At 71.8% G+C, this 24,530-nt stretch carries 23 protein-coding genes and 3 pseudogenes; 12 read left to right on the plus strand and 14 right to left on the minus strand.

Annotated features, from left to right (window positions below):
• Positions 1-94 precede the first annotated feature (94 nt).
• Positions 95-1,270 (minus strand): spore photoproduct lyase family protein, encoded by a 1,176-nt coding sequence (locus ACIQHQ_RS29335; protein ID WP_402617308.1) that lies wholly within the window; start codon positions 1,268-1,270, stop codon positions 95-97.
• A 161-nt stretch (positions 1,271-1,431) separates the two neighbouring features.
• Between ACIQHQ_RS29335 and ACIQHQ_RS29340 the strand changes: the two genes are divergently transcribed.
• The gene (locus ACIQHQ_RS29340; protein ID WP_402617311.1) at positions 1,432-1,620 is read left to right on the plus strand and encodes a hypothetical protein; all 189 of its coding nucleotides are present in this window, start codon (positions 1,432-1,434) and stop codon (positions 1,618-1,620) included.
• Between the two features lie 217 nt (positions 1,621-1,837).
• Here the strand turns inward: ACIQHQ_RS29340 and ACIQHQ_RS29345 are convergent, their stop codons facing one another.
• Complete coding sequence (locus tag ACIQHQ_RS29345; RefSeq protein ID WP_402617313.1) at positions 1,838-3,013, minus strand: zinc-dependent alcohol dehydrogenase; 1,176 nt, start codon at positions 3,011-3,013, stop codon at positions 1,838-1,840.
• On the minus strand, positions 3,010-3,480 hold the full coding sequence (locus tag ACIQHQ_RS29350) for a hypothetical protein (protein WP_402617316.1): 471 nt from the start codon (positions 3,478-3,480) through the stop codon (positions 3,010-3,012). The genes ACIQHQ_RS29345 and ACIQHQ_RS29350 overlap by 4 nt, the downstream gene beginning before the upstream one ends.
• A 431-nt stretch (positions 3,481-3,911) precedes the next feature.
• Here ACIQHQ_RS29350 and ACIQHQ_RS29355 point away from each other — a divergent pair, with 431 nt between their 5' ends.
• Positions 3,912-5,180, plus strand: a complete 1,269-nt coding sequence (locus tag ACIQHQ_RS29355) for a cytochrome P450 (protein ID WP_402617319.1) — start codon at positions 3,912-3,914, stop codon at positions 5,178-5,180.
• A gap of 517 nt (positions 5,181-5,697) precedes the next feature.
• Here ACIQHQ_RS29355 and ACIQHQ_RS29360 read toward each other — a convergent pair.
• A complete protein-coding gene (locus tag ACIQHQ_RS29360) occupies positions 5,698-6,684 on the minus strand; it encodes an SDR family oxidoreductase (RefSeq protein WP_402617321.1) in 987 nt (328 codons plus the stop codon).
• A 478-nt stretch (positions 6,685-7,162) separates the two neighbouring features.
• Here ACIQHQ_RS29360 and ACIQHQ_RS29365 point away from each other — a divergent pair, with 478 nt between their 5' ends.
• From ACIQHQ_RS29365 to ACIQHQ_RS29385, 5 genes are all read left to right on the plus strand, one after another.
• The gene (locus ACIQHQ_RS29365) at positions 7,163-7,366 is read left to right on the plus strand and encodes a cold-shock protein (RefSeq protein WP_283974026.1); all 204 of its coding nucleotides are present in this window, start codon (positions 7,163-7,165) and stop codon (positions 7,364-7,366) included.
• A 223-nt stretch (positions 7,367-7,589) separates the two neighbouring features.
• A complete protein-coding gene (locus tag ACIQHQ_RS29370; protein WP_402617324.1) occupies positions 7,590-9,077 on the plus strand; it encodes a DEAD/DEAH box helicase in 1,488 nt (495 codons plus the stop codon).
• A gap of 42 nt (positions 9,078-9,119) precedes the next feature.
• On the plus strand, positions 9,120-9,524 hold the full coding sequence (locus ACIQHQ_RS29375; RefSeq protein ID WP_402617326.1) for a CBS domain-containing protein: 405 nt from the start codon (positions 9,120-9,122) through the stop codon (positions 9,522-9,524).
• Between the two features lie 62 nt (positions 9,525-9,586).
• Positions 9,587-9,895 (plus strand): SCO5918 family protein, encoded by a 309-nt coding sequence (locus tag ACIQHQ_RS29380; protein ID WP_402617328.1) that lies wholly within the window; start codon positions 9,587-9,589, stop codon positions 9,893-9,895.
• Positions 9,896-10,085: 190 nt separating this feature from the next.
• Positions 10,086-10,241 carry a hypothetical protein gene (locus ACIQHQ_RS29385; RefSeq protein ID WP_402617331.1) on the plus strand — a complete coding sequence of 52 codons (156 nt, stop codon included), beginning with the start codon at positions 10,086-10,088 and terminating at the stop codon, positions 10,239-10,241.
• Positions 10,242-10,329: 88 nt separating this feature from the next.
• On the opposite strand, the gene ACIQHQ_RS29390 is transcribed toward ACIQHQ_RS29385, so the two are convergent.
• Together ACIQHQ_RS29390 and ACIQHQ_RS29395 are read right to left on the minus strand one after the other, a co-directional pair.
• A complete protein-coding gene (locus tag ACIQHQ_RS29390) occupies positions 10,330-10,791 on the minus strand; it encodes an ATP-binding protein (RefSeq protein ID WP_402617334.1) in 462 nt (153 codons plus the stop codon).
• Positions 10,792-11,133: 342 nt separating this feature from the next.
• A complete protein-coding gene (locus tag ACIQHQ_RS29395) occupies positions 11,134-12,531 on the minus strand; it encodes an NAD(P)-binding domain-containing protein (protein WP_402617337.1) in 1,398 nt (465 codons plus the stop codon).
• Between the two features lie 231 nt (positions 12,532-12,762).
• Here ACIQHQ_RS29395 and ACIQHQ_RS29400 point away from each other — a divergent pair, with 231 nt between their 5' ends.
• Positions 12,763-13,134: an ArsR/SmtB family transcription factor gene (locus tag ACIQHQ_RS29400; RefSeq protein WP_402617339.1), complete on the plus strand. Its 372-nt coding sequence runs from the start codon at positions 12,763-12,765 to the stop codon at positions 13,132-13,134.
• A gap of 487 nt (positions 13,135-13,621) precedes the next feature.
• Here the strand turns inward: ACIQHQ_RS29400 and ACIQHQ_RS29405 are convergent.
• The 3 genes and pseudogenes from ACIQHQ_RS29405 to ACIQHQ_RS29415 form a co-directional block, all read right to left on the minus strand.
• Positions 13,622-14,685 (minus strand): annotated as a pseudogene (locus tag ACIQHQ_RS29405) (ArsO family NAD(P)H-dependent flavin-containing monooxygenase).
• Positions 14,682-15,800, minus strand: coding sequence for an ACR3 family arsenite efflux transporter (gene arsB, locus ACIQHQ_RS29410; protein WP_402617342.1), 1,119 nt, complete (start codon positions 15,798-15,800; stop codon positions 14,682-14,684). Before arsB ends, ACIQHQ_RS29405 begins: the two are co-directional and overlap by 4 nt.
• The gene (locus ACIQHQ_RS29415; protein ID WP_402617345.1) at positions 15,797-16,105 is read right to left on the minus strand and encodes an ArsR/SmtB family transcription factor; all 309 of its coding nucleotides are present in this window, start codon (positions 16,103-16,105) and stop codon (positions 15,797-15,799) included. The genes arsB and ACIQHQ_RS29415 overlap by 4 nt, the downstream gene beginning before the upstream one ends.
• Before the next feature lie 94 nt (positions 16,106-16,199).
• Between ACIQHQ_RS29415 and ACIQHQ_RS29420 the strand changes: the two genes are divergently transcribed.
• Positions 16,200-16,613, plus strand: coding sequence for an arsenate reductase ArsC (locus ACIQHQ_RS29420; RefSeq protein WP_402617348.1), 414 nt, complete (start codon positions 16,200-16,202; stop codon positions 16,611-16,613).
• A 73-nt stretch (positions 16,614-16,686) separates the two neighbouring features.
• A pseudogene (locus ACIQHQ_RS29425) lies at positions 16,687-16,944 on the plus strand (SDR family oxidoreductase); the annotation flags it as partial.
• A gap of 214 nt (positions 16,945-17,158) precedes the next feature.
• On the opposite strand, the gene ACIQHQ_RS29430 reads toward ACIQHQ_RS29425, so the two are convergent.
• The 3 genes from ACIQHQ_RS29430 to ACIQHQ_RS29440 all read right to left on the minus strand — a co-directional run bounded on the left by ACIQHQ_RS29430 (position 17,159) and on the right by ACIQHQ_RS29440 (position 20,033).
• The gene (locus ACIQHQ_RS29430; RefSeq protein ID WP_402617351.1) at positions 17,159-17,500 is read right to left on the minus strand and encodes an ANTAR domain-containing protein; all 342 of its coding nucleotides are present in this window, start codon (positions 17,498-17,500) and stop codon (positions 17,159-17,161) included.
• A 335-nt stretch (positions 17,501-17,835) separates the two neighbouring features.
• Positions 17,836-19,419, minus strand: coding sequence for a glycerol-3-phosphate dehydrogenase/oxidase (locus ACIQHQ_RS29435; RefSeq protein WP_402617354.1), 1,584 nt, complete (start codon positions 19,417-19,419; stop codon positions 17,836-17,838).
• Positions 19,416-20,033 (minus strand): TetR/AcrR family transcriptional regulator, encoded by a 618-nt coding sequence (locus ACIQHQ_RS29440; protein ID WP_402617357.1) that lies wholly within the window; start codon positions 20,031-20,033, stop codon positions 19,416-19,418. Before ACIQHQ_RS29440 ends, ACIQHQ_RS29435 begins: the two co-directional genes overlap by 4 nt.
• Positions 20,034-20,099: 66 nt before the next feature.
• On the opposite strand from ACIQHQ_RS29440, the gene ACIQHQ_RS29445 reads away from it, so the two are divergent.
• A complete protein-coding gene (locus ACIQHQ_RS29445) occupies positions 20,100-21,698 on the plus strand; it encodes an FAD-binding oxidoreductase (protein ID WP_402617360.1) in 1,599 nt (532 codons plus the stop codon).
• Between the two features lie 89 nt (positions 21,699-21,787).
• Positions 21,788-22,669, plus strand: coding sequence for a diacylglycerol/lipid kinase family protein (locus ACIQHQ_RS29450; RefSeq protein WP_402617363.1), 882 nt, complete (start codon positions 21,788-21,790; stop codon positions 22,667-22,669).
• Between the two features lie 789 nt (positions 22,670-23,458).
• Here ACIQHQ_RS29450 and ACIQHQ_RS29455 read toward each other — a convergent pair.
• Together ACIQHQ_RS29455 and ACIQHQ_RS29460 are read right to left on the minus strand one after the other, a co-directional pair.
• Positions 23,459-23,941, minus strand: coding sequence for a GNAT family N-acetyltransferase (locus ACIQHQ_RS29455; RefSeq protein ID WP_402617366.1), 483 nt, complete (start codon positions 23,939-23,941; stop codon positions 23,459-23,461).
• Between the two features lie 13 nt (positions 23,942-23,954).
• A pseudogene (locus ACIQHQ_RS29460) lies at positions 23,955-24,167 on the minus strand (PucR family transcriptional regulator); the annotation flags it as partial.
• Positions 24,168-24,530: the final 363 nt, after the last annotated feature.

The following is a 24,530-nucleotide window of genomic DNA, read 5'->3' on the forward strand; positions in this document are numbered from 1 at the left end:
CGCGCTCGGCGAGCTCGCCCTGTCCGGCCTCGCGACCGCTCTCGTCGGGCAGGCCCTTGAATCTCTCACCGATGCTGGGGCCCGCTCCCGGCGCTCAGAAGGCATACCGCACGCGCAGCCACGGCGCGTGGCGGTCGATCAGGGTGCGCAGGGTCCGCACCGCCTCGCCCTTGACCGTGTCGCGGTAGCGGAGGTTCAGGGCTCCGTTCTCGGAGCGCTTGGCCTGCTGGAGTTCCGGCCGCCACAGGACCTCCTCGGCGCGGGGATGCCAGCCGAGGTTGACCTCGTGCAGCTCCCGGTTGTGGGTGAGCATGATCACCTCGGCGGCGGCCTGCCGCTTCACCCGCTCGGGCAGGACGTCGTCGAGGTGGACGAGCAGCTCGGCCCAGGCCTCTTGCCAGCCGGGGCGGACGACCACGGGGGAGAGGTTGAAGTGAACCTCGTACCCCGCGTCCAGGAAGTCCGCCGCGGCACCGATACGCTCCGCGACCGGCGAGGTGCGCACGTCGAGCAGCCGGGCGTCGTCCGGCGGCATCAGCGAGAAGCGGATGCGGGTGCGGCCCCGCGGGTCGAGGGCCAGCAGGTCGGGATTGACGAACTTGGTGGCGAAGGACGCCTTGGCCGTGGGCCACTGCCGGAACGCGTGCACCAAGTCCGCGGTGTTGTCGCAGATCAGCGCGTCCACCGAGCAGTCGCCGTTCTCCCCGATGTCGTACACCCACGCCTTCGCGTCGCACTGGTTCGGCTCGGGCTTGTGGCCCTGCCGCGCCACGTGCCGGGCGAGCTGGGCGATGATCCGGTCGATGTTGGTGAAGACGGTGATGGGGTTGGCGTACCTCTTGCGCCGGGGCACATAGCAGTAGGCGCAGGCCATGGCGCAGCCGTTGGAGGTGCCGGGAGCGATCCAGTCCGCCGACCGGCCGTTGGGGCGTGTGGTGAGGGTCTTCTTCTCACCCAGGACCAGCGTCTCCCCCTTGACGCGCACCCAGCGCTCGATGTTCCCCTCGTTGCCGTGCAGCCCGGGGACGCGCCAGTGGGACTCCACTGTCGTCACCCGCGCGTCGGGGAACCGGGCCCTCACCTGCCTCCCCCGCGGGGACGCGGCAGCGGCGGGCTCGGCGTAGATCTCACGCACGGGCAGCAAGCGGCGGGCCGTGTCGGAGGTGCGGAAGGACGGCCGCCGGCCGGTCACCGCGGGTCCAGGGGAGAGGGCGTCGAGCCCGAACAGTGCGCCGGAGTCGTCGTCCGGGCTGCCGGACGGGTGGTGCATGAGTGCTCTTCCGTACGGATCGGGGCGAGGGATGAAGGGATTCCCGTCACTCAACTGTACGAGGGGCGTGAGGCGGGCTGGGAACAGAAGGGCGCGTGGGTTCCGGCCGCGAGGGAACCCGTCGCTGCGACAGACCCGAGACGAGAGCGGGGTGACCGCAGATGTCGAATCCACAGCAGCCGGAACAACGACGCAGCGGCAAGGGCGGCGCGACACCGCAGGAGAGCGCGGACATCAAGGCCGGGCAGGACCGGACCGAAGGCGGCCAGGCCCATGGTCAGGACAAGGGCGACAAGGGTGGTGGCGAAGGCGGAGGCGTGCCGCCGGACCAGCGGCCGGAGCACCCTTGATGACAGGGCATGGAGCCGGTCGGGTCGGTGCTGAGCCCGGCTAGCCGTCCTCAGCCGCTCTGCTGCGGCCTCCACCGATCGAAGGGCCGCCAGGTGTGTCCTGGCGGCCCTTCGGCGTGGGTACTGCCGACGGCGGTGGCCGAAGCGCCCACCGCAGGGAGCGGAAGCCCGCGGCCGACGCGGTGATCGGCACGCTCTGCCCGAACTCCGCCCCAGGTCAGCCGTCCGGCCGGATGACCGCGCGGACGCAGCCGTCGCTCTTCTCCTTGAACATCTCGTAGGCCCGTGGCGCCTCCTCCAGGGAAACCGTGTGGGTCGCCAGATGGGAGGTGCTCAGTTCCCCGGAGGCCAGTCGGTCCAGCAGCATCGGGATGTAGCGCTGGCCGTGCTGCTGGGCGCCCCGGATCGTCAGGCCCTTGTTGATCACCGCGCCGAGGGGGAACTTGTCGACGGCCCCGGCGAAGACGCCGAGGATAAAGACGGTCCCGGCCTTGCGGCAGGCGTGGATGGCCTGGCGTACGGCGGTGGGACGGTCCGTCTGCAGCCGCAGTTGCTGTTTCACCTGGTCGTAGAGGTGTACGGGGCTGTCGCTGTGCGCTTCCATGCCGACGGCCTCGATGCACACGTCAGGACCGCGGCCGCCGGTGCGTTCGCGGAGTTCCGCACCGACGTCGGTGGCGGTGTAGTCGATGACCTCACTGCCGATGTGGCGTTCGGTCATCTCCAGCCGCTCGGGGATGCGGTCGATGGAGATCACCCGTTCCGCGCCCAGCAGGATCGCGGCGCGGGCCGCCATCTGCCCGACGGCTCCGCAGCCCCACACGGCGACGACGTCACCGGGCTTGACGCCCCCCAGGTCGGCACCCATCCAGCCGGTCGGCACCGAGTCGGACACGAACAGGGCGCTGGTGTCGTCGACGCCCTCCGGGACGGAGAAGGCACCGTGGTCGGCGAAGGGGACGCGCACGTACTCGGCGTGACTGCCGCGCAGCCCGCCCATGGCGTGCGAGTAGCCGAAGATGCCGCCGGTGTCGGCACCGAAGAGAGCCTGCCCGATGCCCGGGTTGGTGTTCGTGTTGTCGCACAGGGACCACAGGTCGTGGGTGCAGTACCAGCAGCGGCCGCAGCCGATGAACGAGCAGACCACCACCCGGTCGCCCACCTTGTGCTTGCGTACCGCCGGACCGACTTCGACGACCTCACCGATGAACTCGTGACCGATGACGTCACCGGACCGCATGAACGGGATGTAGCCGCCGATGAGGTGCAGGTCGGAACCGCAGGTGGTGCCGGCGACGAGCCGGACGATCACATCGTGGTCGTTGCGCAGGGCCGGATCGGGCACCTGCTCGACGGAGAGCTTGTTGACGCCTTCCCAGCACAGGGCCTTCACAGCACTCCCTCCCCTCCGGCGCGCCGGCTGAGCAGCCCGACGAGTTTGCCGCCGGGGGAGTCGTGAGTGGTGGGCGGTGCATCCGGTTCGAGGACCTCGCCCACCTCCAGCAGCGCTTTGGCGTCACGCAGGGCCCGGCGCAGGTCCTGGCGCGGGTCCTGGCCGGCGAGCCGTGCGGGCACGGAGTGTGTGATCGCCGGCTGCGGTTCCTTCAGCCGGACCGCGAGTTCCGTGCCGCGGTCGCCGGGGGCGGGCGTGATCCGTGTCTCGATGCGGTCGCCGTACTCCTGCAGAGGGGAGGGTAGTTTCCCGGGCTGTATCTCGCCGGGGGCGATGTTGACCGTCACCGTCAGCCAGCGCTCGTCGGTGACGGGGCCGTGGCCGCGTGCCGCCGAGCGCTGCCAGGCGATGACGGCGCCGGCGGTGAGTCCCGCGGCGGCCGTCCACAGTGTTTTCCGGTGAGTCATCGTCGGTCCTGTCCTCCAAGAGGTGGCCGGGCGCCGGGTGGGCAGCGCTCCGGCGGCCGTCATGCCGAGGCCGGGCGGGCCCGGTTCACCTGCCGTCGGGGACTCCGCGCCGTCCGGCAGGGCCCCCTGCGGGACAGGGGTGCGGGCGCCTCCCGCGACTGGGTGCGTGGGGTCATCTGGACGGTCTTCCGGCACAGGGGCGCGTCACCGTGAGCGCCCGGTGCGCGGCGGGTACCCCGCTTCCGGCCCCCATGCGTGGCCTCGCACCGCGAGGTGCGGAGGGTTTCGGCCGGGCGGATCGGGAACGCGTTGCGCAGTAACGCGTTGCACTGTCCGGAACCGCCCCGGTCACCGCAGGCCGTCGCCATGACACACGCTGGCCCCGGTGGTGCCCGCGTTTCCGGCCGGTGCCGGCGGGCACTCGCCGCGCCATGAATCAGAGTCGTCCACCGATCGCTGACAGCTCACTCGCGCTCCTGGCCAAGGGATATGCGTGGCTGCCCGACCGGAGGCGCCGCACCGACGCCCCACTCGTGCGCACCCGGCTCATGGGACAGCACGCCGTCGTCCTGCACGGCCCTGAGGCGGTGCGGTTCTTCTACGACGAGCGGCATGTGGAGCGCTGGACAGCGCTGCCCGGGCCGGTGCTGAGCACGCTGTTCGGGCACGGAGCCGTGCACACCCTGGACGGACGGGACCACCGCGTGCGCAAGGAGATGTTCCTGTCCCTCCTGACCGGGGCGGAGGCGGTCGCCGGTCTGGTGGACCGCGTGGCAGCGGAGTGGGACGAGGCGGTGGAGTCGTGGTCCGGCCGTCGGGTCGTGCTGTTCGACGAGACGAGCCGCGTGCTCACCAAGGGCGTGTGCCAGTGGGCCGGACTCGTCGTCGAGGATCCCGGCCCACTGGCCCGGGACCTGGTCGCCATGGTCGACGGTTTCGCCACGCCGGGGCCGCGCCACTGGCGGGCCCGCCGGGCCCGGGCCCGCTGCGAGGCCTGGCTGGGGCGTCTGGTCGAGGACGTACGGGCGGGTGCCGTCGCGGCGCCGGCCGGGTCGGTACTGGAAGGGATCGTCCGGCATCGGGACGCCGACGGCAGGCCCCTCGACCCGCACACGGCCGCGGTCGAACTGCTCAACGTCATCCGCCCGACCGTCGCCGTGTGCTGGTTCGTCACCTACGCCGCTCACGCGCTGCGCCGCAGGCCGGACCTTCGGGAACGCCTGCTGGGCGACGACCCCGCCTTCGCCGTGGCATTCGCCCACGAACTGCGGCGCTTCTACCCCTTCGCGCCCTTCGTCGGCGGCCGGGCCGTCACCGACCTCGAGTGGAAGGGCGAACCGATCCCGTCCGGCACGCTGGTTCTGCTCGACCTCTACGGGCAGAACCACGACCCCGCCCTCTGGAACGATCCGTACGCCTTCGAACCGCAGCGCTTCCTGGCGCGGCCGCCCGAGGGCGATGAACTGATCCCGCAGGGAGGCGGCGACCGGGACGCCGGTCACCGCTGTCCCGGTGAGGACGTCACGATCGCGCTGCTGCGGGCCCTCGGGCCACGGCTGGCCCGCCTGGAGTACGACGTGCCCGAACAGGACCTGCGCATCCCGCTGAACCGCATGCCGGCCCGTGTCCGCAGCGGCTTCGTCATGGACGCCGTCCGGGTGCCGGTGCCTGCGCACGGGGCTGTGCGGGCGGCATCGTGAGGACGAACCCGCCCTGGCCCGGTCGGCCGGGGCGGGAGCCCGAGCCGACCGGCCCGGCTCCTACGGCCCGGGCCGGGGGGTTGCGTTGGCGCGAGGCGGCTCAGCGCACCACGGCCTTTCGCTGCCCCGCAGCGTCGGTACAAACGGCGATCGGCGTAGGTGTTGCCCCGGGTGTCTGGCGGGTAGCCCTCGGCACCGCCTCAAGGGTGAGTCCGGCTGAGCGAGGGGGCGCGCAGGTTGTCGGTCGGTTCCGCCTCGTCCCTCTTGCGCTTGCCCGTCATCAGCCCCGCTTGAGACGGGGCAGGCGCACGGCCGCAGAGCGCGGGCACCGGGTCGGGCGGCCCTCCGGCTCGGGCCCCGATCCGCCCCTGCCCCCCGGCACGTGGCCGCGTCGGGCGCGTCCGCGGCAGCCGCGCCCGCGCGGCTCCCGTCGACTGCCGGAGCCGCCCGCTCCTGCTCAGCCGTGCCGCGCGGGTCCGGGACCATCAGGGCCCTGATGGTCCCGGGACCGGACCCGTCAAGCGCCGGCCGGGCGACTCATCCGCCGCCCGGCGGCCACGGCCGCTCCCGCCAGCGCGGCCGCGACGGCGGTCCTGCGGATCGCGGTGCGCCGTCGGCCGCCCCAGCCTCCGTGCACCGCCCCTTCCCCCGGGGCCGGGACGTGCAGCGTGCCGTGCGTGGCCGGAGCCTGCTCGTCGTGGGACAGATGGGTCCGGTCCGTCTGCCGCGCCATGGCCCGCTCCGCGAGTCCCGGAGCCATCCGCGACTGGCGCACCAGCGCCCGGCCGGCGGGTCCGACCACCACCTCGCGATGCGGCCGGCGGACGAGACGCACCACGGCCCGGGCGACTCGCTCGGGAGCGTAGACGGGCGGCATGGCCACCACCTTGCGGCCGGTGTAGTTGGCCGCTTGCTCGAAGTGCGGGGTGTCGATGGTGGCGGGCAGTACCGTGCAGACGTGAATGCCCTTCACCCCCTCCACCCGGAGCTGCTGTCGAAGGCTTGAGCCGAGGCTGCGTACGGCATGCTTGGACATGCCGTACGGGTGGCTGTACGGCTGTGCCACGGCACCCACGATGCTGGATATGTTGATCAAGGTGCCGGTGCCCTGCTCGCGCATCACCGGCAGAGCCGCTCGGGCCCCGTGGACGTAGCCCATCACGTTGACGTCCAGGACCTTGCGGAAGTCCTCCAGTGGCACGTCCTCGAAACGGCCGAAAGCGTTGACGGCCGCGTTGTTGACCCAGACGTCGATCCGGCCGAACTCCTCAACCGCACGCCGCGCCAGGTCCTCGACCGCGTTGACGTCCGTCGTGTCGGTCGGCACGACCAGGGTCCGCGCCCCGCGATGCTTCGCGCACTCGTGGGCCACGGCTTCCAGCGCCTCCTCGCGTCGCGCGGCCAGCACCACGGCGCAGCCCTTGCGTGCGAAAGCCACCGCCGTGGCCCGTCCGATCCCGCTGGACGCCCCGGTCACCACCACCACGTGGTCTCGCAAGCGCATCGCCAACCTCCTCACCTCGCCCGAAGCCGGGCGCTCGTGCCCGCCTTCGCGGCGGACCGAGTACCCGGCAGAGCCGAGTCACCGCCTCCGTCACCGTTTGCGGGGAGACGGGGGAGCCTTGGTGGCGAGGCAGGGTGAGGGTCCCGCGCAGGGGCCACAGCCGGGCGATGCGTCCCGGTGGAAGCCCTCCACACGCTTCGATATCTGTGTCCGCCGGGTCAGAATTTGACGAACCGGGCAGGCAGCTTTATTGCGGTGTTGATCCGGCGGAGATCTTTACATGTACTCGGGCCGTTTCAGCGTGCTACTGTCGTTGTCAGTTGCAGTTGTGGTTCCCGAATTTCACATGCTCCTGACCGGCCTTCGGGTTGCAGGAAGCGCATTTGTTTTCCGGTCTTTTTCCGGGCGGGGTCATCATCGCGGCGACACGGTGTCCGTACAGTGCGGGCACCGATGCACTGCCCCAAAGGAGATTGACATGGCTACTGGCACCGTGAAGTGGTTCAACGCGGAAAAGGGCTTCGGCTTCATCGAGCAGGAGGGTGGCGGCGCTGACGTGTTCGCCCACTACTCGAACATCGCCGCCCAGGGCTTCCGCGAGCTGCTGGAGGGCCAGAAGGTGAACTTCGACATCACGCAGGGCCAGAAGGGTCCGCAGGCCGAGAACATCGTTCCCGCCTGACGCTGACTGTCGCGTACGTGCAGCTGGGGCCCGCATCCTTCGGGGTGCGGGCCCCAGCTGCGTGCTTTTTGCCGCAGTGCTCCCTTGCCGGACACCCCGGAATCGGAGACACGCCGTAACCGGGGTCCACTCGGTTTCGATTGTGCAGTTCGGTCATTTTGCGTTTCTCCGTGCTCATCGCTGCGGAAATTCCTTGACTGCGCCGCATCGAGGAAGGTTCTGCATGAACCGCACACGCACGAACGACCGCTTCACCCCTACCCGTGGCGAAAGCGCCGCCCCCGGGAAGAGCAGCGGACGATTCGTCGTCGCAGCTCCGAGCCGCCACTCGACCCGCTCGGGTGCCCCTGGCCGCCGTCCCGCCCAGGTGCAGGGTGAGTTCGCCCTCCCCGCGACGATCACCCCGGCGATGCCCGCCGCGGCGAGCTTCGCCGATCTCGACATGCCCGCGGAACTGCTGGCCGAGCTCGGCCGGCAGGGCGTGACCGTGCCGTTCCCGATCCAGGGTGCGACCCTTCCGAACTCCCTCGCCGGACGCGACGTCCTCGGCCGGGGGCGTACGGGTTCCGGCAAGACCCTCGCCTTCGGGCTGGCCCTGCTGGCCCGCACGGCTCGGCAGCGTGCCGAGCCCCGTCAGCCGCTGGGACTGATCCTCGTGCCGACGCGTGAACTGGCGCAGCAGGTCACCGACGCGCTCACGCCGTACGCCCGAGCGCTGAAGCTGCGTCTGGCCACGGTCGTGGGCGGCGTGTCGATCGGCCGCCAGGCGAGCGCGCTGCGCGGCGGTGTCGAGGTCGTCGTCGCCACCCCGGGACGTCTCAAGGACCTCATCGAGCGCGGTGACTGCCGACTGGACCAGGTCCGCGTCACCGTGCTCGACGAGGCGGACCAGATGGCCGACATGGGATTCATGCCGCAGGTCACCGCCCTGCTCGACCAGGTGCGCCCCGAAGGACAGCGCATGTTGTTCTCCGCCACGCTCGACCGCAACGTCGACCTGCTGGTGCGCCGCTACCTGAGCGACCCGGTCGTACACTCCGTCGATCCGTCCGCCGGCGCGGTCACGACGATGGAGCACCACGTGCTCCAGGTCCACGGCGGCGACAAGCACGCGGCCACCACCGAGATCGCCGCACGCGACGGCCGGGTGCTCATGTTCCTCGACACCAAGCACGCCGTCGACCGCCTCACCGAACACCTTCTGGCCAGCGGGGTGCGGGCCGCCGCCCTGCACGGCGGTAAGTCGCAGCCGCAGCGCACCCGCACGCTGACGCAGTTCAAGAGCGGACACGTCGACGTGCTGGTCGCCACGAACGTCGCCGCGCGCGGCATCCACGTCGACCATCTCGACCTCGTCGTCAACGTCGATCCCCCGACCGACCACAAGGACTACCTCCACCGCGGCGGTCGCACGGCCCGCGCCGGTGAGTCCGGCAGTGTCGTCACCCTGGTCGTTCCGCATCAGCGCCGCGCCATGGCCCGTCTCATGGCCACGGCCGGCATCGTCCCGCAGATCACCCAGGTCAGCTCCGGCGATGAGGCCCTGCACCGCATCACCGGCTCCCGGACGCCCTCCGGCGTCCCCGTCGTCATCGCCGCACCGGTCGCCGAACGCCCCAAGCGTCGCGCCACCACCCGCGGTCGGCGCAGCCCCGCCTCCGCAGCCCGGCGTGCGTCCGCACAGCGGTCCACCGGCGTCGCGGCAGCGTAGAACCGTCCAGATCAGGAAGCCGACGCCCCCAGGAGGCACCTCTTGACGCCGACCCGAACGCAGCACCACGCGATCAACGCCGATCTTCAGCACAGGACGGTGGCCGACGCCATGGAGGCGGCCGGGCCGCAGGTCTGGGACGACATGACCGTGGAGGTGGCGCTGTCCGTCATGGCAGCCGCCCGCTCGGGCCACCTCGTCGTCTGTGACGAGGACGGCCAGTGCACGGGCATGGTCACCCACGCCCGGCTGACCGCCGTCTGCGACGGCCTGGGATACACCGGCCGGGTCCCCTTGCGCGACATCGTCGGCGACAACGAGTCCTTCGCCACGCCGCTCACCACCATCGCCGACGCCGAGCGCACGATGCGCCACCGGCGGATCGGGGCCCTGCCCGTGGTCGACGAGCACGGCAACGCCCTGGGCGTGCTCGCCCTCTCGCACTGAACCGCCTGAACCGCGGCCGGCTCTCGCCCCTCTCCCTTCCCTCCTTCTCCCTGTGAGGCATCATGCGCTGCGTCATCGCCCGCTTTCCGTTCGACCTGACCAAGAAGGGCGTGCTGGAAACGATGAAGGGTGTCAAGCCCGAGCCGGTCGTCGGCGACTCCGTCATCGTCGGGCGGCGGCACTACCCCGCCAAACAGGTCGGCCAGGTGATCACTCGCCAGGACCCCCGCGACTTCAGCACGGGCGAGGTGCTGCGGGCCATGACGCAACTCGGCTTCACCTGTCGCACCCTTCCCAAGGCCGCGCCCGCGAGGATCGTCGATCCGCTCCAGCGGGCCTCCGCGATGCTCGGCGGCTCCGAGTCGGCGTGACACCCACGCCGGGGGCACCCGTTGTCCATCAGGCGAACCGTCATGCCGCCGAACGGGGACACACCTTCGCCACCTCCGACGCATGCGCGGGGCGTCCATGACACGACGTGATGATCCGTTCGGTGGGAGATCCCCGTCTTCTGCCTGTCGTCCCCATAGCGTGGGCGGCAGCCATCGAAGGGAGGTCGCCATGTCGGACGAGCCGACGCGCCCGCTGGGTACGGAGATGCGGGAGGTCACGTTCCCGGACCAGTCCCGCGGGATCATCCTGGTGCAGGCGGGAACGCCGCAGGACGAGGCCGATGTCATGGCCGCACTCGTGTGGGCCGACCTGCCGAAGGGTTAGAGACGACGGTGGCGCCTCACCCGTCGGACGGGTGAGGCGCCACCGCCCGCGGCGGTGGCCCCTGGTCCGCCGTGGTCGACCGGGTCGTTCACATCAGCCGGCCCGCCGGATGCCCGCCGGGATCGTCGGCCAGCACGATGGCGGCCTTCACGCGCTTGCCGACCGGTTCGCGACGGATCTCGAAACTGCGGCACACGGCCATCACGATCTCCAAGCCGTGTTTGCCGACCCGGTGCGGATCGGCCTCCTGGGGCACCGGCAGGGCGGGTTCGCTGTCCCAGACGCTGATTTCCACGGCGCCGTCGCGGACCTCCACATCGAGCAGGCACGGGCCGGGGGCGTACTTGTGCGCGTTGGTCACCAGTTCGCTGACCACCAGCTCCGCCAGGCCCATCACACGTTCCGAAACAGGAATCCCGTGAACGGTCTGCACCTCGGTCATGAAACGGCGGGCCGCATCCCGTGCTTCACCGATCCGCTCCCCGCTCTCCAGGGCGATCGAGGACCGGGGAGGACTGCCGGCCAACGGCTGATCCTCGTTTTCGGGCACCACTGACCCCATACCGCCACCCTCGTCCTGAGCAACCCGGCTAAGGCGTTCGACTACCCCCGAAACCCGCCCGCACACCACTGACGGAGTCGGTGGGCCGTTCCCTTCGCGCGGGGGCGTCCTGGGGTGTATGATCGGAGCGGGGCGACGCTCTCATCCGCCGTGCGCGCACCCGCCCCGCGGGAGCGGCGGACGACGGCACACTCGATCCTCGATAAGGGCCCATGGCCGGCGAGGCTTCGGTTCGTGAGCTCTGTGGCGCGGAGGGAGGGCGGGGCGGCGCGGGGCCGCGACCGGTCCCCTGCTCCGGTCGCGGCCCCGCGAGTGGGTTGCCCGGGTCGGTCAGGAGCCGCAGCAGCCATGCGGCGGCGCCGCCTCGTCAGGCACCCCGACCGTGCCGGGGGCGACAAGCCGGAGGGACTGCGGTGCCGGGGCGCAACAGCCGCCGCTGTCGGCCCGCTCGGTGTCGGGGGCGTCGAAGAGTCCGGCGCCGCCGCATACTCCGGTCTCCGGGAGGGCGAGTTCCACGCGGTCGGCCGCGTCCATGTCGCCGGCGATCGCGGCGGCGACGGAGCGGACCTGCTCGTAGCCGGTCAGGGCGAGAAAGGTGGGTGCGCGGCCGTAGGACTTCATCCCCACGAGATAGAGGCCGGGTTCCGGGTGGGACAGCTCGCGGTGGCCATGGGGGTAGACGGTGCCGCAGGAGTGCTGGTTGGGGTCGATCAGCGGTGCCAGGGCGACGGGCGCCTGGAGGCGTTCGTCGAGGCCCAGGCGCAGCTCGTCGAGGAAGGACAGGTCGGGGCGGAAGCCGGTCAGCACGATCATCTCGTCGACCGCGTCCAGGCGGCGGCCGTCCTCGCCGACCAGGACCAGGCGGCCGTCGGTGTCGCGCTCGATCACGCCCGTACGGAAGCCGGTGACCACATCCGCGTGCCCCTCGTCGACGGCGGCCTTCGCCGCCAGACCCAGAGCGCCGCGCGCCGGGAGCTGGTCGGCTTCTCCGCCCCCGAAGGTGGAGCCCGAGATGCCCCGTCGCAGGATCCACACTCCCTTCGTCCCGGCGCCGTCCCCCGACGTGGCGAGGTCGGCGAGGTAGGCCAGGGCGGTGAAGGCGGAGGCGCCGGAGCCGATGACAGCGGTGCGCTTGCCCGCGTACCGGGCCCGGACGGCCGGGTCGCCGAGGTCCGGCACCCGGTAGGTGATCCGGTCGGCCGCGGCCTTCTCGCCGAGGGCGGGCAGCCCGCTGCCACCGGCCGGGCCGGGCGTGGCCCAGGTGCCGGAGGCGTCGATGACGGCGCGGGCGAGGACCCGCTCCTCCCGGCCGTCGGCGTAGGCGATGTGCACGATGAACGGCTGCTGCTCGCGGTCGGCGTCCACGATGCGGTCCCGGCCGCTGCGCGAGACGCCGGTGACCGTCGCACCGAGACGGAGGCGGGTGCCGAGGACATCGGCCAGCGGGCGCAGGTAGAGGCCCGCCCAGTCGCCGCCGGAGGGGTAGGTGGCCGGGGCGGGGCGTGTCCAGCCGGTGGGAGCGAGGAGCTTCTCGGCAGCCGGGTCGACGACCTCGCCCCAGGTGGAGAACAGGCGCACGTGCGCCCACTCGCCCACCGCGGCGCCGGCGGTCCGGCCGGCTTCCAGGACCAGGGGCTCGATGCCCTGGTCGACCAGGTGGGCGGCGGCGGCCAGACCCACGGGCCCGGCCCCGATCACCACGACGGGCAGTTCGGCAGGCGCGTTCACGGCGACTCCTTGCGTGTTTCGACATCTGTCGATGGCTTGTGCGGCCCAGCATGGCACTTGTATCGATGGGCGTCAACATAGACATGTATCGAAGTGGCGGCAGGGTGAACGTGCCTCCTTGGCCGGCGGTGGACGGTCCGGTGTGGACGTCGCCGACGGGCTGCCATGCCGTGCTCGCATCGGGAGGACCGCGGTCGGCCGTCCTGGTTCGATGTGTGTCAACATAGACGCATGTCGAATGCGAAGGCGTTGCCGCTGATCGAAACCGTAGGTCAGGGCGTCGTGCCGTGCTGCCCGCCGCTGACCGAGCGCCCGATGAGTGCCGAGGAGGCCGAGACGGCCGCACGGATGTTCAAGGCGCTCGGCGACCCGGTGCGTCTGCGACTGTTCTCCGCCGTGGCCTCGCACGAGGGCGGGGAGGCGTGCGTGTGCGACATTTCCGACGTCGGCGTCTCCCAGCCCACGGTGTCCCACCACTTGAAGAAGCTGAAGGAGGCCGGGCTGCTGACGTCCGAGCGGCGTGGCACCTGGGTGTACTACCGGGTCGAGCCGGCGGTGCTGGCGGCCATGGGCAAGCTGCTGGCCATGCCGGCCGCGGCCTGAGGGCCGTCGGGGGCTTTGTCGGCGTCGTGCCACTCGCGGCCTCACGGCCGGTGTCGTCGCCGACTCGACACCTCTCGCGTCCAGCGCCGACTCGACACCGCTCGCGTCAGCGCGGCAAGAGCGTCGAGATCCAGCGCGGTAAGGGCGTCGAGACGACCGGCCCGACCGGCCCGACGGCCTCGGCCGCGGCTGGTGGCTGCTCGGTGTGCTGATCCTCGCCGGCTTTCTCGCCGGTCTCGTCTGGGGCTGGCTGTCGCGCTGGCGGGTCGCGGTCTGGAGGACCAACTGATGAGAACGGTTCAAGCGTTGAGCGCGGCATTGCTGACCCTCACGGTGGCGGCCGCCCCGGCGGCGGCCCCGGCGCCCCGGTTGCACGGCAGACTCGGCGGCGGGCCCGCGGCCGGCCGCGGACCGCGCTGTGGACGACGTCGGGCCGGCGTCCATGCCGGACGGACGCCGGCCCGACGGGGCTGTTGCAGAGCAGCGGCTAGCCGCGCAGGAGCTGTGCGATCTCGCCGGCAGCGTCTCGGGCCGGGCGTCCCACACCGATCAGGGTGGCCGACGCCGGCCCCGTCCAGTCCCCGTAACCGAGCAGGTGCAGCCGGGGCTCGGCCCGGGCGCGGGTGCCGTCGGTGGGAATGTGTCCGCGCTCATCGCGCAGGTTCAGCGGGGCGAGGTGGCCCAGAGCGGGCCGGAAGCCGGTGCACCAGATCACCGCGTCCGCGCCGGTGTGGCGGCCGCCGGCCCAAAGGGCACCGTCGGCGGTGAGCCGGGCGAACATCGGCTTCCCGGCGAGGAGCCCGGCGTCGCGGGCGGCGCGCACGGGCGGGACGGCGACGATGTCGCCGAGCGAGGCGATGCCCCGGGTGTCGCTGCGGCCTTCCTCCAGCGCGCGGCGGCGAGCGGTGGCGACGTCGAACAGGGCGCGGCCGTCGATGTCGTCGGCCAGGAACCGGGGCGAACGCCGGGTCACCCAGGTCACCTCGACGTGGCCGTCCAGGGCGAGGTCGGCGGCGATCTGGGCGCCGGAGTTCCCGCCGCCGACCACCAGGACGCGCTGCCCGGCGAAGTCGGCCGGCGAGCGGTAGTTCACCGTGTGCAACTGCCGGCCGGCGAAGACTCCTCGCCCGGGTACGGCGGGTAGGAAGGGGCGCGACCAGGTGCCGGTCGCGCTGATGACCGCCCGGGCCCGCCAGGCGCCGTTGTCCGCCTCGGCCACCAGCGTCTCACCGTCGCGGCGTACGGCACTGACGCGGGTGCCGTGCAGCACGGGCAGGGCGTAGCGCTTCTCGTAATCGGTGAGGTATTCCACCACGTGCCTGGCGTCCGGGTACGTCTCACCTCTCGGGGCGGGCATGAGCCGTCCTGGCAGGGAGGAATGGTTGGGCGGGGAAAAGAGGTGCAGAGAGTCCCACATGTGCTGCCATGCCCCGCCCGGCGACGCGGCGGCGTCCAGGATGACGAAGTCCAGGCCTCGGCGGCGCAGGTGATAACCGGCAGCGAGCCTGCCTGGCCGCCGCCGACCACCACCACGTCCGAGTGCCGCGTCACGGAATCGTGGTCACGGAGGCGGCGGCGAAGCTCCTGCGCCAGGCGAGCGCCACGTACACCAGCCCGATGAGGACCGGCACTTCGATGAGGGGGCCGACGACTCCGGACAGGGCCTGGCCGGAGGTGACGCCGAAGGTGGCGATGGCGACCGCGATGGCCAGCTCGAAATTGTTGCCCGCCGCGGTGAACGCCAGCGTCGCCGTGCGGTCGTAGGCGAGCCCCAGGCCCTTGCCGAGGAGGAAGCTGCCGAAGAACATGATCGCGAAGTAGACCAGCAGCGGCAGCGCGATCCGGGCGACGTCCAGCGGCTGGGAGGTGATGGTCCTGCCCTGCAGGGCGAAGAGGATGACGATCGTGAACAGCAGCCCGTACAGCGCCCACGGGCCGATCCTGGGCAGGAACTTCGCCTCGTAGTCGGTGCGGCCCATCCTCTGTTCGCCGATGCGGCGGGTGAGGAAGCCGGCGAGCAGCGGGACGCCGAGGAAGATGATGACGTTCAGCGCGATGTGCCAGACGGACACGTCCAGGCCCTGGCCGTCGCCGAGGTTCATCCAACGCGGCAGCACATCCAGGTAGAACCAGCCCAGCAGGCCGAACGCGAGGACTTGGAACACCGAGTTCAGCGCGACGAGCACGGCGGCGGCCTCGCGGTCGCCGCACGCCAGGTCGTTCCAGATGATGACCATGGCGATGCAGCGGGCGAGCCCGACGATGATCAGGCCGGTGCGGTACTCGGGCAGGTCCGGCAGGAAGATCCACGCCAGCGCGAACATCACCGCCGGGCCGACGATCCAGTTGACGACCAGCGAGGACGCCATCAGTTTCTTGTCGCCGGTCACGCGGTCGAGCCGGTCGTAGCGGACCTTGGCCAGGACCGGGTACATCATGACCAGCAGGCCGAGCGCGATCGGCAGGGAGATCCCGCCGATCTCGATCTTCGCCAGCGCGTCGTTCATCCCCGGGACGAGCCGGCCGAGGCCCAGGCCGACGGCCATGGCGAGCAGGATCCACACCGCGAGGTAGCGGTCCAGGGTGGAGAGCTTCTTGACGATTGAGTCGTCCCCGGCCGGGCCGGCGCCTTCGGCGGAGGCGGTGGTGGGCTCGGTGGAGGTCACGGGCAGGCCCTCTTGTTCTCGTCAGCGGTGCGGGCGGAGGCGGCCAGCTCGGCGAACTGCTCGGACAGGCCGGCCAGGACCTCGGGCTTGAGCCTGTAATAGGTGAACCGGCCGCACGGCTCGGTCTCCACCAGCCCGGCCTCGCGCAGCACCTTCATGTGGTTGGACAGATTCGTCTGCTTGGCTCCCGTCTCCTCCACCAGGTGCGTCGTGCAGAGCGTCTCGCGCGCCAGCAGGGTCACGATCCGCAGGCGGAGCGGATCACCCAGCACCCGGATCACATCAGCGTCGACTGAAGTCAGCATGCGCTGATATTCTCACATCATCGACCGCTGATGTCAGCGGGGGCTGAAGTCAATTGGCGGCTGGGTCCGTCCTGGACGAGAGAGAACGATCACCATGGCCGACAAGCCGTCCGTCCTGTTCGTCTGCGTGCACAATGCCGGACGCTCCCAGATGGCCGCCGCGTGGCTGACTCACCTGGCCGGAGACCGCGTCGAGGTCCGCTCGGCCGGCTCCGACCCGGGCAGTGCCGTCAACCCGGCCGCTGTCGAGGCCATGGCCGAGGTCGGCATCGACATCTCCGGGGAGACGCCGAAGGTCCTCACCGTGGACGCGGTGAAGGAGTCGGACGTCTGCATCACCATGGGCTGCGGTGACGCCTGCCCCGTCTTCCCCGGAAAGCGCTACCTGGACTGGAAGCTTGAAGACCCGGCCGGCCAGGGAGTCGAGGCCGTCCGGCCGATCCGCGACGAGATCAGGACCCTTGTCGAGGGCCTGATCGCCGAGATCGCCCCGGAGCGGACGGCATGAGCGAGATGCGAGACGCCGTCGTCATCGGCCCCGGCCGCGCCCGTGGCTCCGCCGCCTTCGCACGGCCCGCACCGTCGCCGTGCACCTCGCCAAGCGGGGCGTTGGTGCCAACGTGGTCGCGCCGGGACCGGCTTGGACCCCGCTGAACGAGGCGGACCCGCACAGGCCGGCGGACGGACTCGCCCGGATCGGCAGCGAGGCCCCGCTCGAGCGCGCGGCCCAGCCGGAGGAGATCGCGTCGGCGTACGTCTACCTCGCCTCGGACGCCGACTCCAGCTGCACGGTCGGTGAGGTGATCGCGGTGACCGGCGGCATCGTCGACACACGGTAGGTGCCGGCTCGGGGGCCGGGACCTGCGAGGTGGTCCGCCACCGGGACGGGAGCCGCCGCGGCCCGATGCCGGGCCGGCCTCACTCGTACCCGGCCTCCGGGACCGGTCCCTGCCGCCGTCCCGCTGTGAACGCCACCGGGGTCGGCCGGCAGGGCAATGCCGACCCCGAACGGGTCGTCCGGCAGGGACACGACGAACCCACCCGGAGACGGCTTCAGCACCGTGCTCTTCGCAGGGCCGTGTTGAGGGCCTGCTGAACATCGTCGGGCATGCGTTCGCTGCTGGCCCAGTCGACGATGTGGTCGGCGATCGTGCGGAGCTTGATATTGGTGTGCTGGGAGATGTCCTTGAGGACGTCGAAGCCCTGCTGGGGCCGCAGGCCGCCGACAGCGATGATGACGCCGATCGCCTGATCGATCACGGCGTGTGAGGTGATGGCCGCCTGCAGGTGATCGTTGTCCCGTTCCAAGATCTCGATCTTGGTCGCGGGATCGTCCGCCTTTCCAGGCCGGCGCACTTCAGCCGTCTCGGTGTGGCTGCTGTGCGGGCGATCCATCGTTCTCACGCTCCTGTCGGTCGGCATGTGACTGCGGCTGCGGCGCCAGGGGATGGTGAAGGCGGCGCCGCCCCTATCGCTTACCCCCAACCCTGCTCATCGTGCTGGCTTTGTGGAGCGCGCCCGCCGAGCGCCACGGCGGGCTGTCTCCGGCGGCGAGCGGGGGAGTAGCCTCGTTGGTAAGCGGAGGTAGGTTCCCGGGAGCCCATCAGCGCCAGGCTCCCTCGGTTCGAACCGCGAGCCGAGGGAGCTGCCCCCGGCCCCGTGGATCCCGGGCCTTCTGCTGTCGGCCTTTCCCCGGCCGGCCCACCCGGCGAGAACGGGACACGAGGGGTTCAGTTTCCCGTGCCGAGAGCTTCTCCGACCAGCCCGCGTACGGCCTCCATCGCCTCGGCCCGGTCTGCCGGGACCAGTCCGATGCGCGTGCGTCGGTCCAGCAGGTCGGCCTCGTCCATGGCGCCCTCGTGCCGCAGTGCCCACAGCACTTCGGCGCCGGTGACGGGATGGCCCGGGACGACGGGCTCGCCCAGTCGCGGTTCTCGCACGGACAGGGCGTGCACCGCCGGTGCCTCGGTGCCGTAGCGCTGGACGAGGCGGCGGGGAGCGCGCAGCGCTGCGAGGGTCCTGGGGGCCGCGGCGCCGACCAAGGGGAGAGTGGCGGTGGGTGAGGGGCCGGCGGCCAGGCCGTGTGCGTCGATCGCGGCGTCCACGGCGTCCTCGGCCATCCGGCGGTACGTGGTGAGCTTGCCGCCGACCACGCTGACCACGCCGTCGGACGAGGTCAGCACCGCGTGCCGGCGGGAGATGTCGGCCGTGCGGGAGGCGGCGCCGGACGATGCCGTGTCGCTGGTGTCCAGCAGGGGGCGCAGACCGGCGAACGTGCCGACGATGTCGCTGCGGCGGACGGGGACGTCGAGTACGCAGCCGAGAACGTCGAGCAGGAAGCCGATGTCGGTCTCGGGTGCCTCGGGGACGTCGGGCACGGGCCCCTCGAGGGGTTCGTCGGTGAGTCCGACGTAGACGCGGCCGTCGCCCTGCGGCAGGACGAGGACGAAGCGGTTGGTCTCACCGGGGACGGGGATGTGCAGGCCGGCGGGGAGCGGGCCGATGCGCTCCGAGCGCAGGACGAGGTGGGTGCCGCGGGAGGGCCGGATCCGGATGCCGTCCACGAGCTCGCCGGCCCACACTCCGGATGCGTTGATCACCGTGCGGGCTCGGATCTCGCCTTCCTCGCCGGTGCGTTCGTCGCGTATGCGGGCACCGCTCGTGGTGAGTTCCAGGACCCGGGCGCGGGTCAGTACGCGGGCGCCGTGCGCGGCGGCGGTGCGGGCGAGGGCGGTTACCAGGCGGGCGTCGTCGGTGAGCTTTCCGTCCCACGACAGCAGGCCGCCGCGCAGCCCGTCGGGGCGCAGCGCCGGGGCCAGATGCCGGGTCTCGAGCGGGGAGAGCCGGCGCGGGGCGGGCAGTGTGGCGCGAGCCGTGCGGGCCGACAGCCGCAGGGCGTCGCCGGCCCGGAAGCCGGCCCAGGCCAGCGCGGCCTGGCCGCGCGAGACGAGACGGGTCAGGGGCAGGACGAACGGCTGGGCACGTACCAGGTGGGGGGCCGTACGCTCCATGAGCACACCGCGTTCGACGGCGCTCTCGTGGGCGACGTCCAACTGCGCCGAGGCCAGGTAACGCAGCCCTCCGTGGATGAGCTTGGAACTCCAGCGGGAGGTGCCGAAGGCCAGGTCGTGGGCGTCCACGGCGACGACGTCGAGTCCGCGGGCGGCGGCGTCCAGGGCCGCTCCGGCACCTGTGGCGCCGAGGCCGACGACCAGTACGTCCACCACACGGCCGTCGGTCGCCTCGGACAGTTCGCGCGCGCGCCGGGCTGCGGACAGGGAGGCCCCGGCGGCCGGGACGGCGGTCTGGCTCATGGGGTGAGGGTCCTCTCCAGGACGGTGCGCAGTTCGGCGAGGAACGCCTCGGTGGTGAGCTCTTCGTCGTCCTCGTCGGTCATGGTGCGCAGGGACAGGGCGAAGGACTGGAGGATCAGAAGCACGGTCCGGGCCTGGCGTTCGGCATGGGCTTCCCGCACGGAGCCGTCCGCGTGACCCTCGCGCAGGGCCCCCGCGAGCAGTTCCAGCAGGGCTTCCTGACTGGCGCCGCGCCGGTCCAGTACGTAGGGCAGGAGGAGTTCGGGGTCCACGTCGACGATCTTCTGGAAGAGCGGGTGGGCGCGGAACGCCCTCACTCCCGCGACCAGTCCGTCGATCAGCGGCGGGCGCGTGCCCACCTCGGGCCGGCTCTCGGGCATGGCTCCGGTCGCGGCGGCGATCCACTCGCGGGTCATCAGATCACCGACGAGGGAGCGGACGTCGGGCCAGCGACGGTAGAGCGTCATACGGGAGACGCCCGCCCGGCGGGCCACGTCGGTCATGGTCGTCCGGCGCACCCCGACCGCGAGGACGCAGTCGCGGACGGCGTCGAGCACCACGTCGCTGTCGGAGGACTTCTGCTGAACCGAGCTGTTGTGACGATTAGGCGTCATGTGTAACAGTGTAACGGCTAGAGCCGCTCCAGCGGCAACCCCCGACGACCGGCGAGGACGACAGGCATGGACATGCTGTGGAATGGCTGGGGTGACCCGGCCAGGGCGACGCCGCTGCCCGACACCGTGACAGGGCTGCTGCGCGACTGGCTCGGCGTCAAGCCGCAGCCCACGGCATCAGCGCGGCTGGAGGACATCGAGATCGCCACGCCCGCCCTGGAGGGCGCCGCCCTCCACGCCCTGCGGGCCGCACTCGGCGATCGGGCGGAGGACGTCCGCACCGACACGGAGAGCCGTGTCCGGCACACCCGCGGCAAGTCCACCCCGGACCTGCTGCGCATCCGCGCCGGCGACACCGCCGACGCACCCGCGGCGGTCGTCCTTCCGCAGAGCCACGACGAGGTGCTCGCCGTGCTCCGCGTCTGCGCCGAACACCGCCTCGCGCTCGTCCCGTTCGGCGGTGGAACGTCCGTCGTCGGAGGACTCGCACCCACCGGCCGGGCGCCCGTGATCGCCCTGGACCTGCGGCACCTGAACCGCCTGCTCGACCTCGACACCGTCTCCCGGACCGCCACCCTGCAGGCCGGTCTGCGTGCACCCGAGGCCGAGGCGCTCCTGGCCGAACACGGTTTCACCCTCGGCCACTTTCCCCAGTCCTACGAGTGGGCCACCATCGGCGGCTTCGCCGCGACCCGCTCCAGCGGGCAGGCCTCGGCTGGCTACGGCCGCTTCGACGAGATGGTCCTCGGCCTCACGCTCGCCACGCCCGAAGGCACCCTCGACACAGGCCGTGCACCCCGCTCGGCCGCCGGCCCCGACCTGCGACAGCTGCTGCTCGGTTCGGAGGGCGCCTTCGGCGTCATCACCTCCGTCACCGTCCGCGTCCGGCCCGTCCCGCAGACTCGCCGCTACGAAGGGTGGCGCTTCACCTCCTTCGACGCGGGCGCCGCCGCCCTGCGCCGGCTCGCCCAGGACGGCCCGCGTCCCACCGTCCTCAGGCTGTCCGACGAGACCGAGACGCTGATCGGCCTGGCCCAGCCCGATGGCATCGGCTCCGGCGCCGAGCAGCGGAGCGCGGGATGCCTCGCCGTGGTCGGCTTCGAGGGAACCGAGGAGGACACCGCGCAACGCCGGGCAGCCGCCGCCGCCGTACTCACCGACTGCGACGGCGAGTTCGCGGGCGGCGAACCGGGCCGGCGCTGGGCGCACGGCCGCTATGCGGCACCGTACCTGCGGGACTCGCTCCTCGAGGCGGGAGCGTTCGCCGAGACGCTGGAGACCGCCGCCTACTGGTCGCGGCTGCCCGGTCTGTACGCGGCCGTCCGCGACGCGCTGACCGTCACACTCACCGAGAACGGCACCCCGCCGCTGGTCATGTGCCACATCTCGCACGTCTACGAGAACGGTGCCTCGCTGTACTTCACCGTCGTCTCGGCCCAGGGCGGGGACCCGGTGGCGCACTGGACGCGCGCCAAGCACGCCGCGAACGAGGCGATTCTCGCGGCAGGCGGCACGATCACCCACCACCACGCGGTCGGCACCGATCACCGCCACTGGTACGTACGGGAGGCCACCGACCTGGGTGTCGCGGCACTGCGGGCCGTCAAACGACGCCTGGATCCGGACGGCCTGCTGAACCCCGGCGTCCTGCTGCCGACCGACTGACCACAGCCCCACCGCCACACCCCCCGCTCGAGCGCGCACCACCCCATCAGACGACAGACCGGCACCACCGTCAGCCCGGAGGCACATCGATGCGACAGTTCACCGCCGTCGTCAACCCCACCGCGGGCGGAGCCACCAGCGCTGCGGCGCTGCTGAAGGTGGCCCGACTGCTGCGGGAGGCGGGCGCCGGGCTGGAGACCGAGTACAGCCACAGCCTCGCCCACGCCCGCGAACTCGCCCGCAGCGCCGGGGAACGCGGCCGCGTGGTGCTCGCCGTCGGCGGCGACGGGATCACCGGAAGCATCGGCGGAGCCCTCAGCGGCACCGGCGCACTGTTCGGCATGGTCCCGGCCGGGCGCGGCAACGACTTCGCCCGGGCCCTCGGCCTGCCCGGCGACCCCGACGGCGTGGCCCGGGTGCTGCTCCACGGCACACCACGTGCCGTGGACACCATCGAGGTCACCTCGTCGGTCCACGCCGGTACCGTCGTGCTCGGCAGCGTCTACGCAGGCGTGGACGCGCTGGCCAACCTGCACGCCAATCGATCCCGGATGCTGCGCGGTTCGGCCTCCTACTACGCCGGTGCCCTGCGTGCGATCAGCACCTGGCGTCCCGTCAGCTACCGGATCACCGTCGATGGCAAGGATCACGCCTGCACCGGCTACACCGTCGTGGCGGCGAACTCCAGCTACTACGGCTCCGCGCGCCGTATCGCTCCCGAGGCCCGGCTGGACGACGGCCTGCTGGACGTCGTGATGATCCGTGACGCGCCGCGCCGGCTGTTCTTCGCGCTGATGAAGGAACTCGACACCGGCGCCCACATCCACCGCCCTCAGGTGCGGGTCGTGCGCGGCCGGGAGATACGCATCGAGGCCGACAGGGAGCTCCCCTACGGCGCGGACGGCGAAATCGAGGCCGTCCTCCCCGTCACGGCCAGAGTGCTGCCCGGCGCACTGCGCGTGCTGTGCTGAGGCGGGGGCCGCGTATGTCGCGACGAGCCCGATCGCGGCGCTCGCCCCTGACGGCCTGTCCTTGCCGCCGGAGGCTGTTTGGTGACAGCGGCCTTCAGCGCTGCGGCGGCTGCGCACACGGCACGGATCTCCTCGCGCGGAGCGCTGCTTCGCTGAGCCCCTACAAGGCCTGCCCACCGGCCTGCCGGTGACCACCGTCCTGCCCGGACCGGTCAGGACGACTTCGCTGAGGCATCGACGAACGCACAGGCGAGAGCCCAGATCGCGGAGATACGCGACCAGATGGCGACTCCTCCCGAAGCGATCGCCCAAGCCATCGCGTTCACCACCGAGCAACCGGCGGGCGTGGACGTCAACGAGATCGTCGTCCGGCCCACCGCTCGGAACCGACCTCGCCCAGTGTCGGGCACCTGTGTCGCGGCGGCCGGGGACTCGGCCGCGAGGCTGATGCCGAGAGGGGGCATCCCGGTGACGCCTTGGCAACGTGAGGACGAGCAGCGGACTTGGTCTGTCCCTGATCAGCCACCAGACGCACGTCGACGTCATGGTCGCGGATGTCGACGCGGCCGAGCCGCGAGTGCTCGCGTCGGGTGCAGCCCTGCCCATCGGTTCCACCGTCGTACGGGCCCCATCGTCGGCAGCCGCCACGCCACCGGCAGGACGCCGATCAGTGGCCCGAGGTTCTGTTCACGGTCCTGGCCGCCCGGTCCGGGTGGTCGTCAGCCTCGAAAACCGGCGCCCAGGGCACGGGGCACTGCCGTGCGGGCGGCAGCTCGCAACGGGTGGCGGTCACGGGATCAGGAACTCCAGCTCGGGCCGGTCCCAGGCCACTGCCGGCGGGTTCGCGGGGGCGGTCCCCGTAGGCAGCGCGCCCACGCTGCGGTAGAAACCCTCGGCCGGAGGATGCGACACCACCCGGACACGGTCCAGCCCCGCCGTGCGGGCCTCGGACCTCATGTGCTCGACGAGCAGTCGCCCGATGCCGCGGCCCTGCATCCCGTCCTCGACGAAGAGCAGGTCCAGCTCCGGCGGTGCGAGGAGAAGCGAGTAGAAACCGAGCACCCGGTCCGCGCCCTCATCGCCCTCGACCGCCACGAAGACCCGGTGAGCTTCGATGTAGTCGGGTCCGACGCGGTAGTCCGCGACCATGGCCGCGTAATGGCCCTCATAGGCACGCGAGCCGCGCACGAGTCGCGTCAGCCGCTTGGCGTCCCGGGCGACGGCCCGTCGTACGACGGTTCCACCCCGCACGGACGTAATACTCGACCTCATGCGGTGCATGTTACTCGTAGGTGGCCGGGCCTTCGGTGACGGCATGGGCGTACCACAGGCGCAGACCGAAGCGTTCGGCGCGTTCGGCGAGGCGTCCGAGGTCGCTGCGGTCGTAGAGGAGGGCGTCGATGAACTCGCGGCGCGCGGCCTCCTGCCGTCGTACGGCCCGGCGCTGGGCCCGCTCGAGGCCCTCGGCGAAGGCGTCTGTCACTCGCGGCACGGCGCTCCTCCCACGTCAACCACCTTTCGCGCGGCCTGCGCCGTGTCGCCGACGCAGTTGGCGCGCGACCGCCGAGGCGAAACGGCGTCCGAAGGCGGACCGGATCCGGCCGGCCTGGCACAGCACCGCCCGGGAGAACGCCGAGCGGGCTGACCCGCCTCCCTCGCCTTCTTCCTGTTCCGGGACAGCAGGTAGTGATGGGCTCTCCCGGACGGCTCGACGCGGCGCCCGGATCCCGTTGCACGGGCGGGCGGGGCACGGGGCTCCGGTCGTGGACGGCGGGGCCCGTTTCACCGGCTGGGTCCCCGGTTCCCCGTGCGGCCCGACGCCCGCACCGGCGTCGACCGCATCGGCTTCCCGACGTGACCT

This window comes from Streptomyces sp. NPDC092370 (assembly GCF_044755265.1).
In the GTDB taxonomy this organism is placed as follows: domain Bacteria; phylum Actinomycetota; class Actinomycetes; order Streptomycetales; family Streptomycetaceae; genus Streptomyces.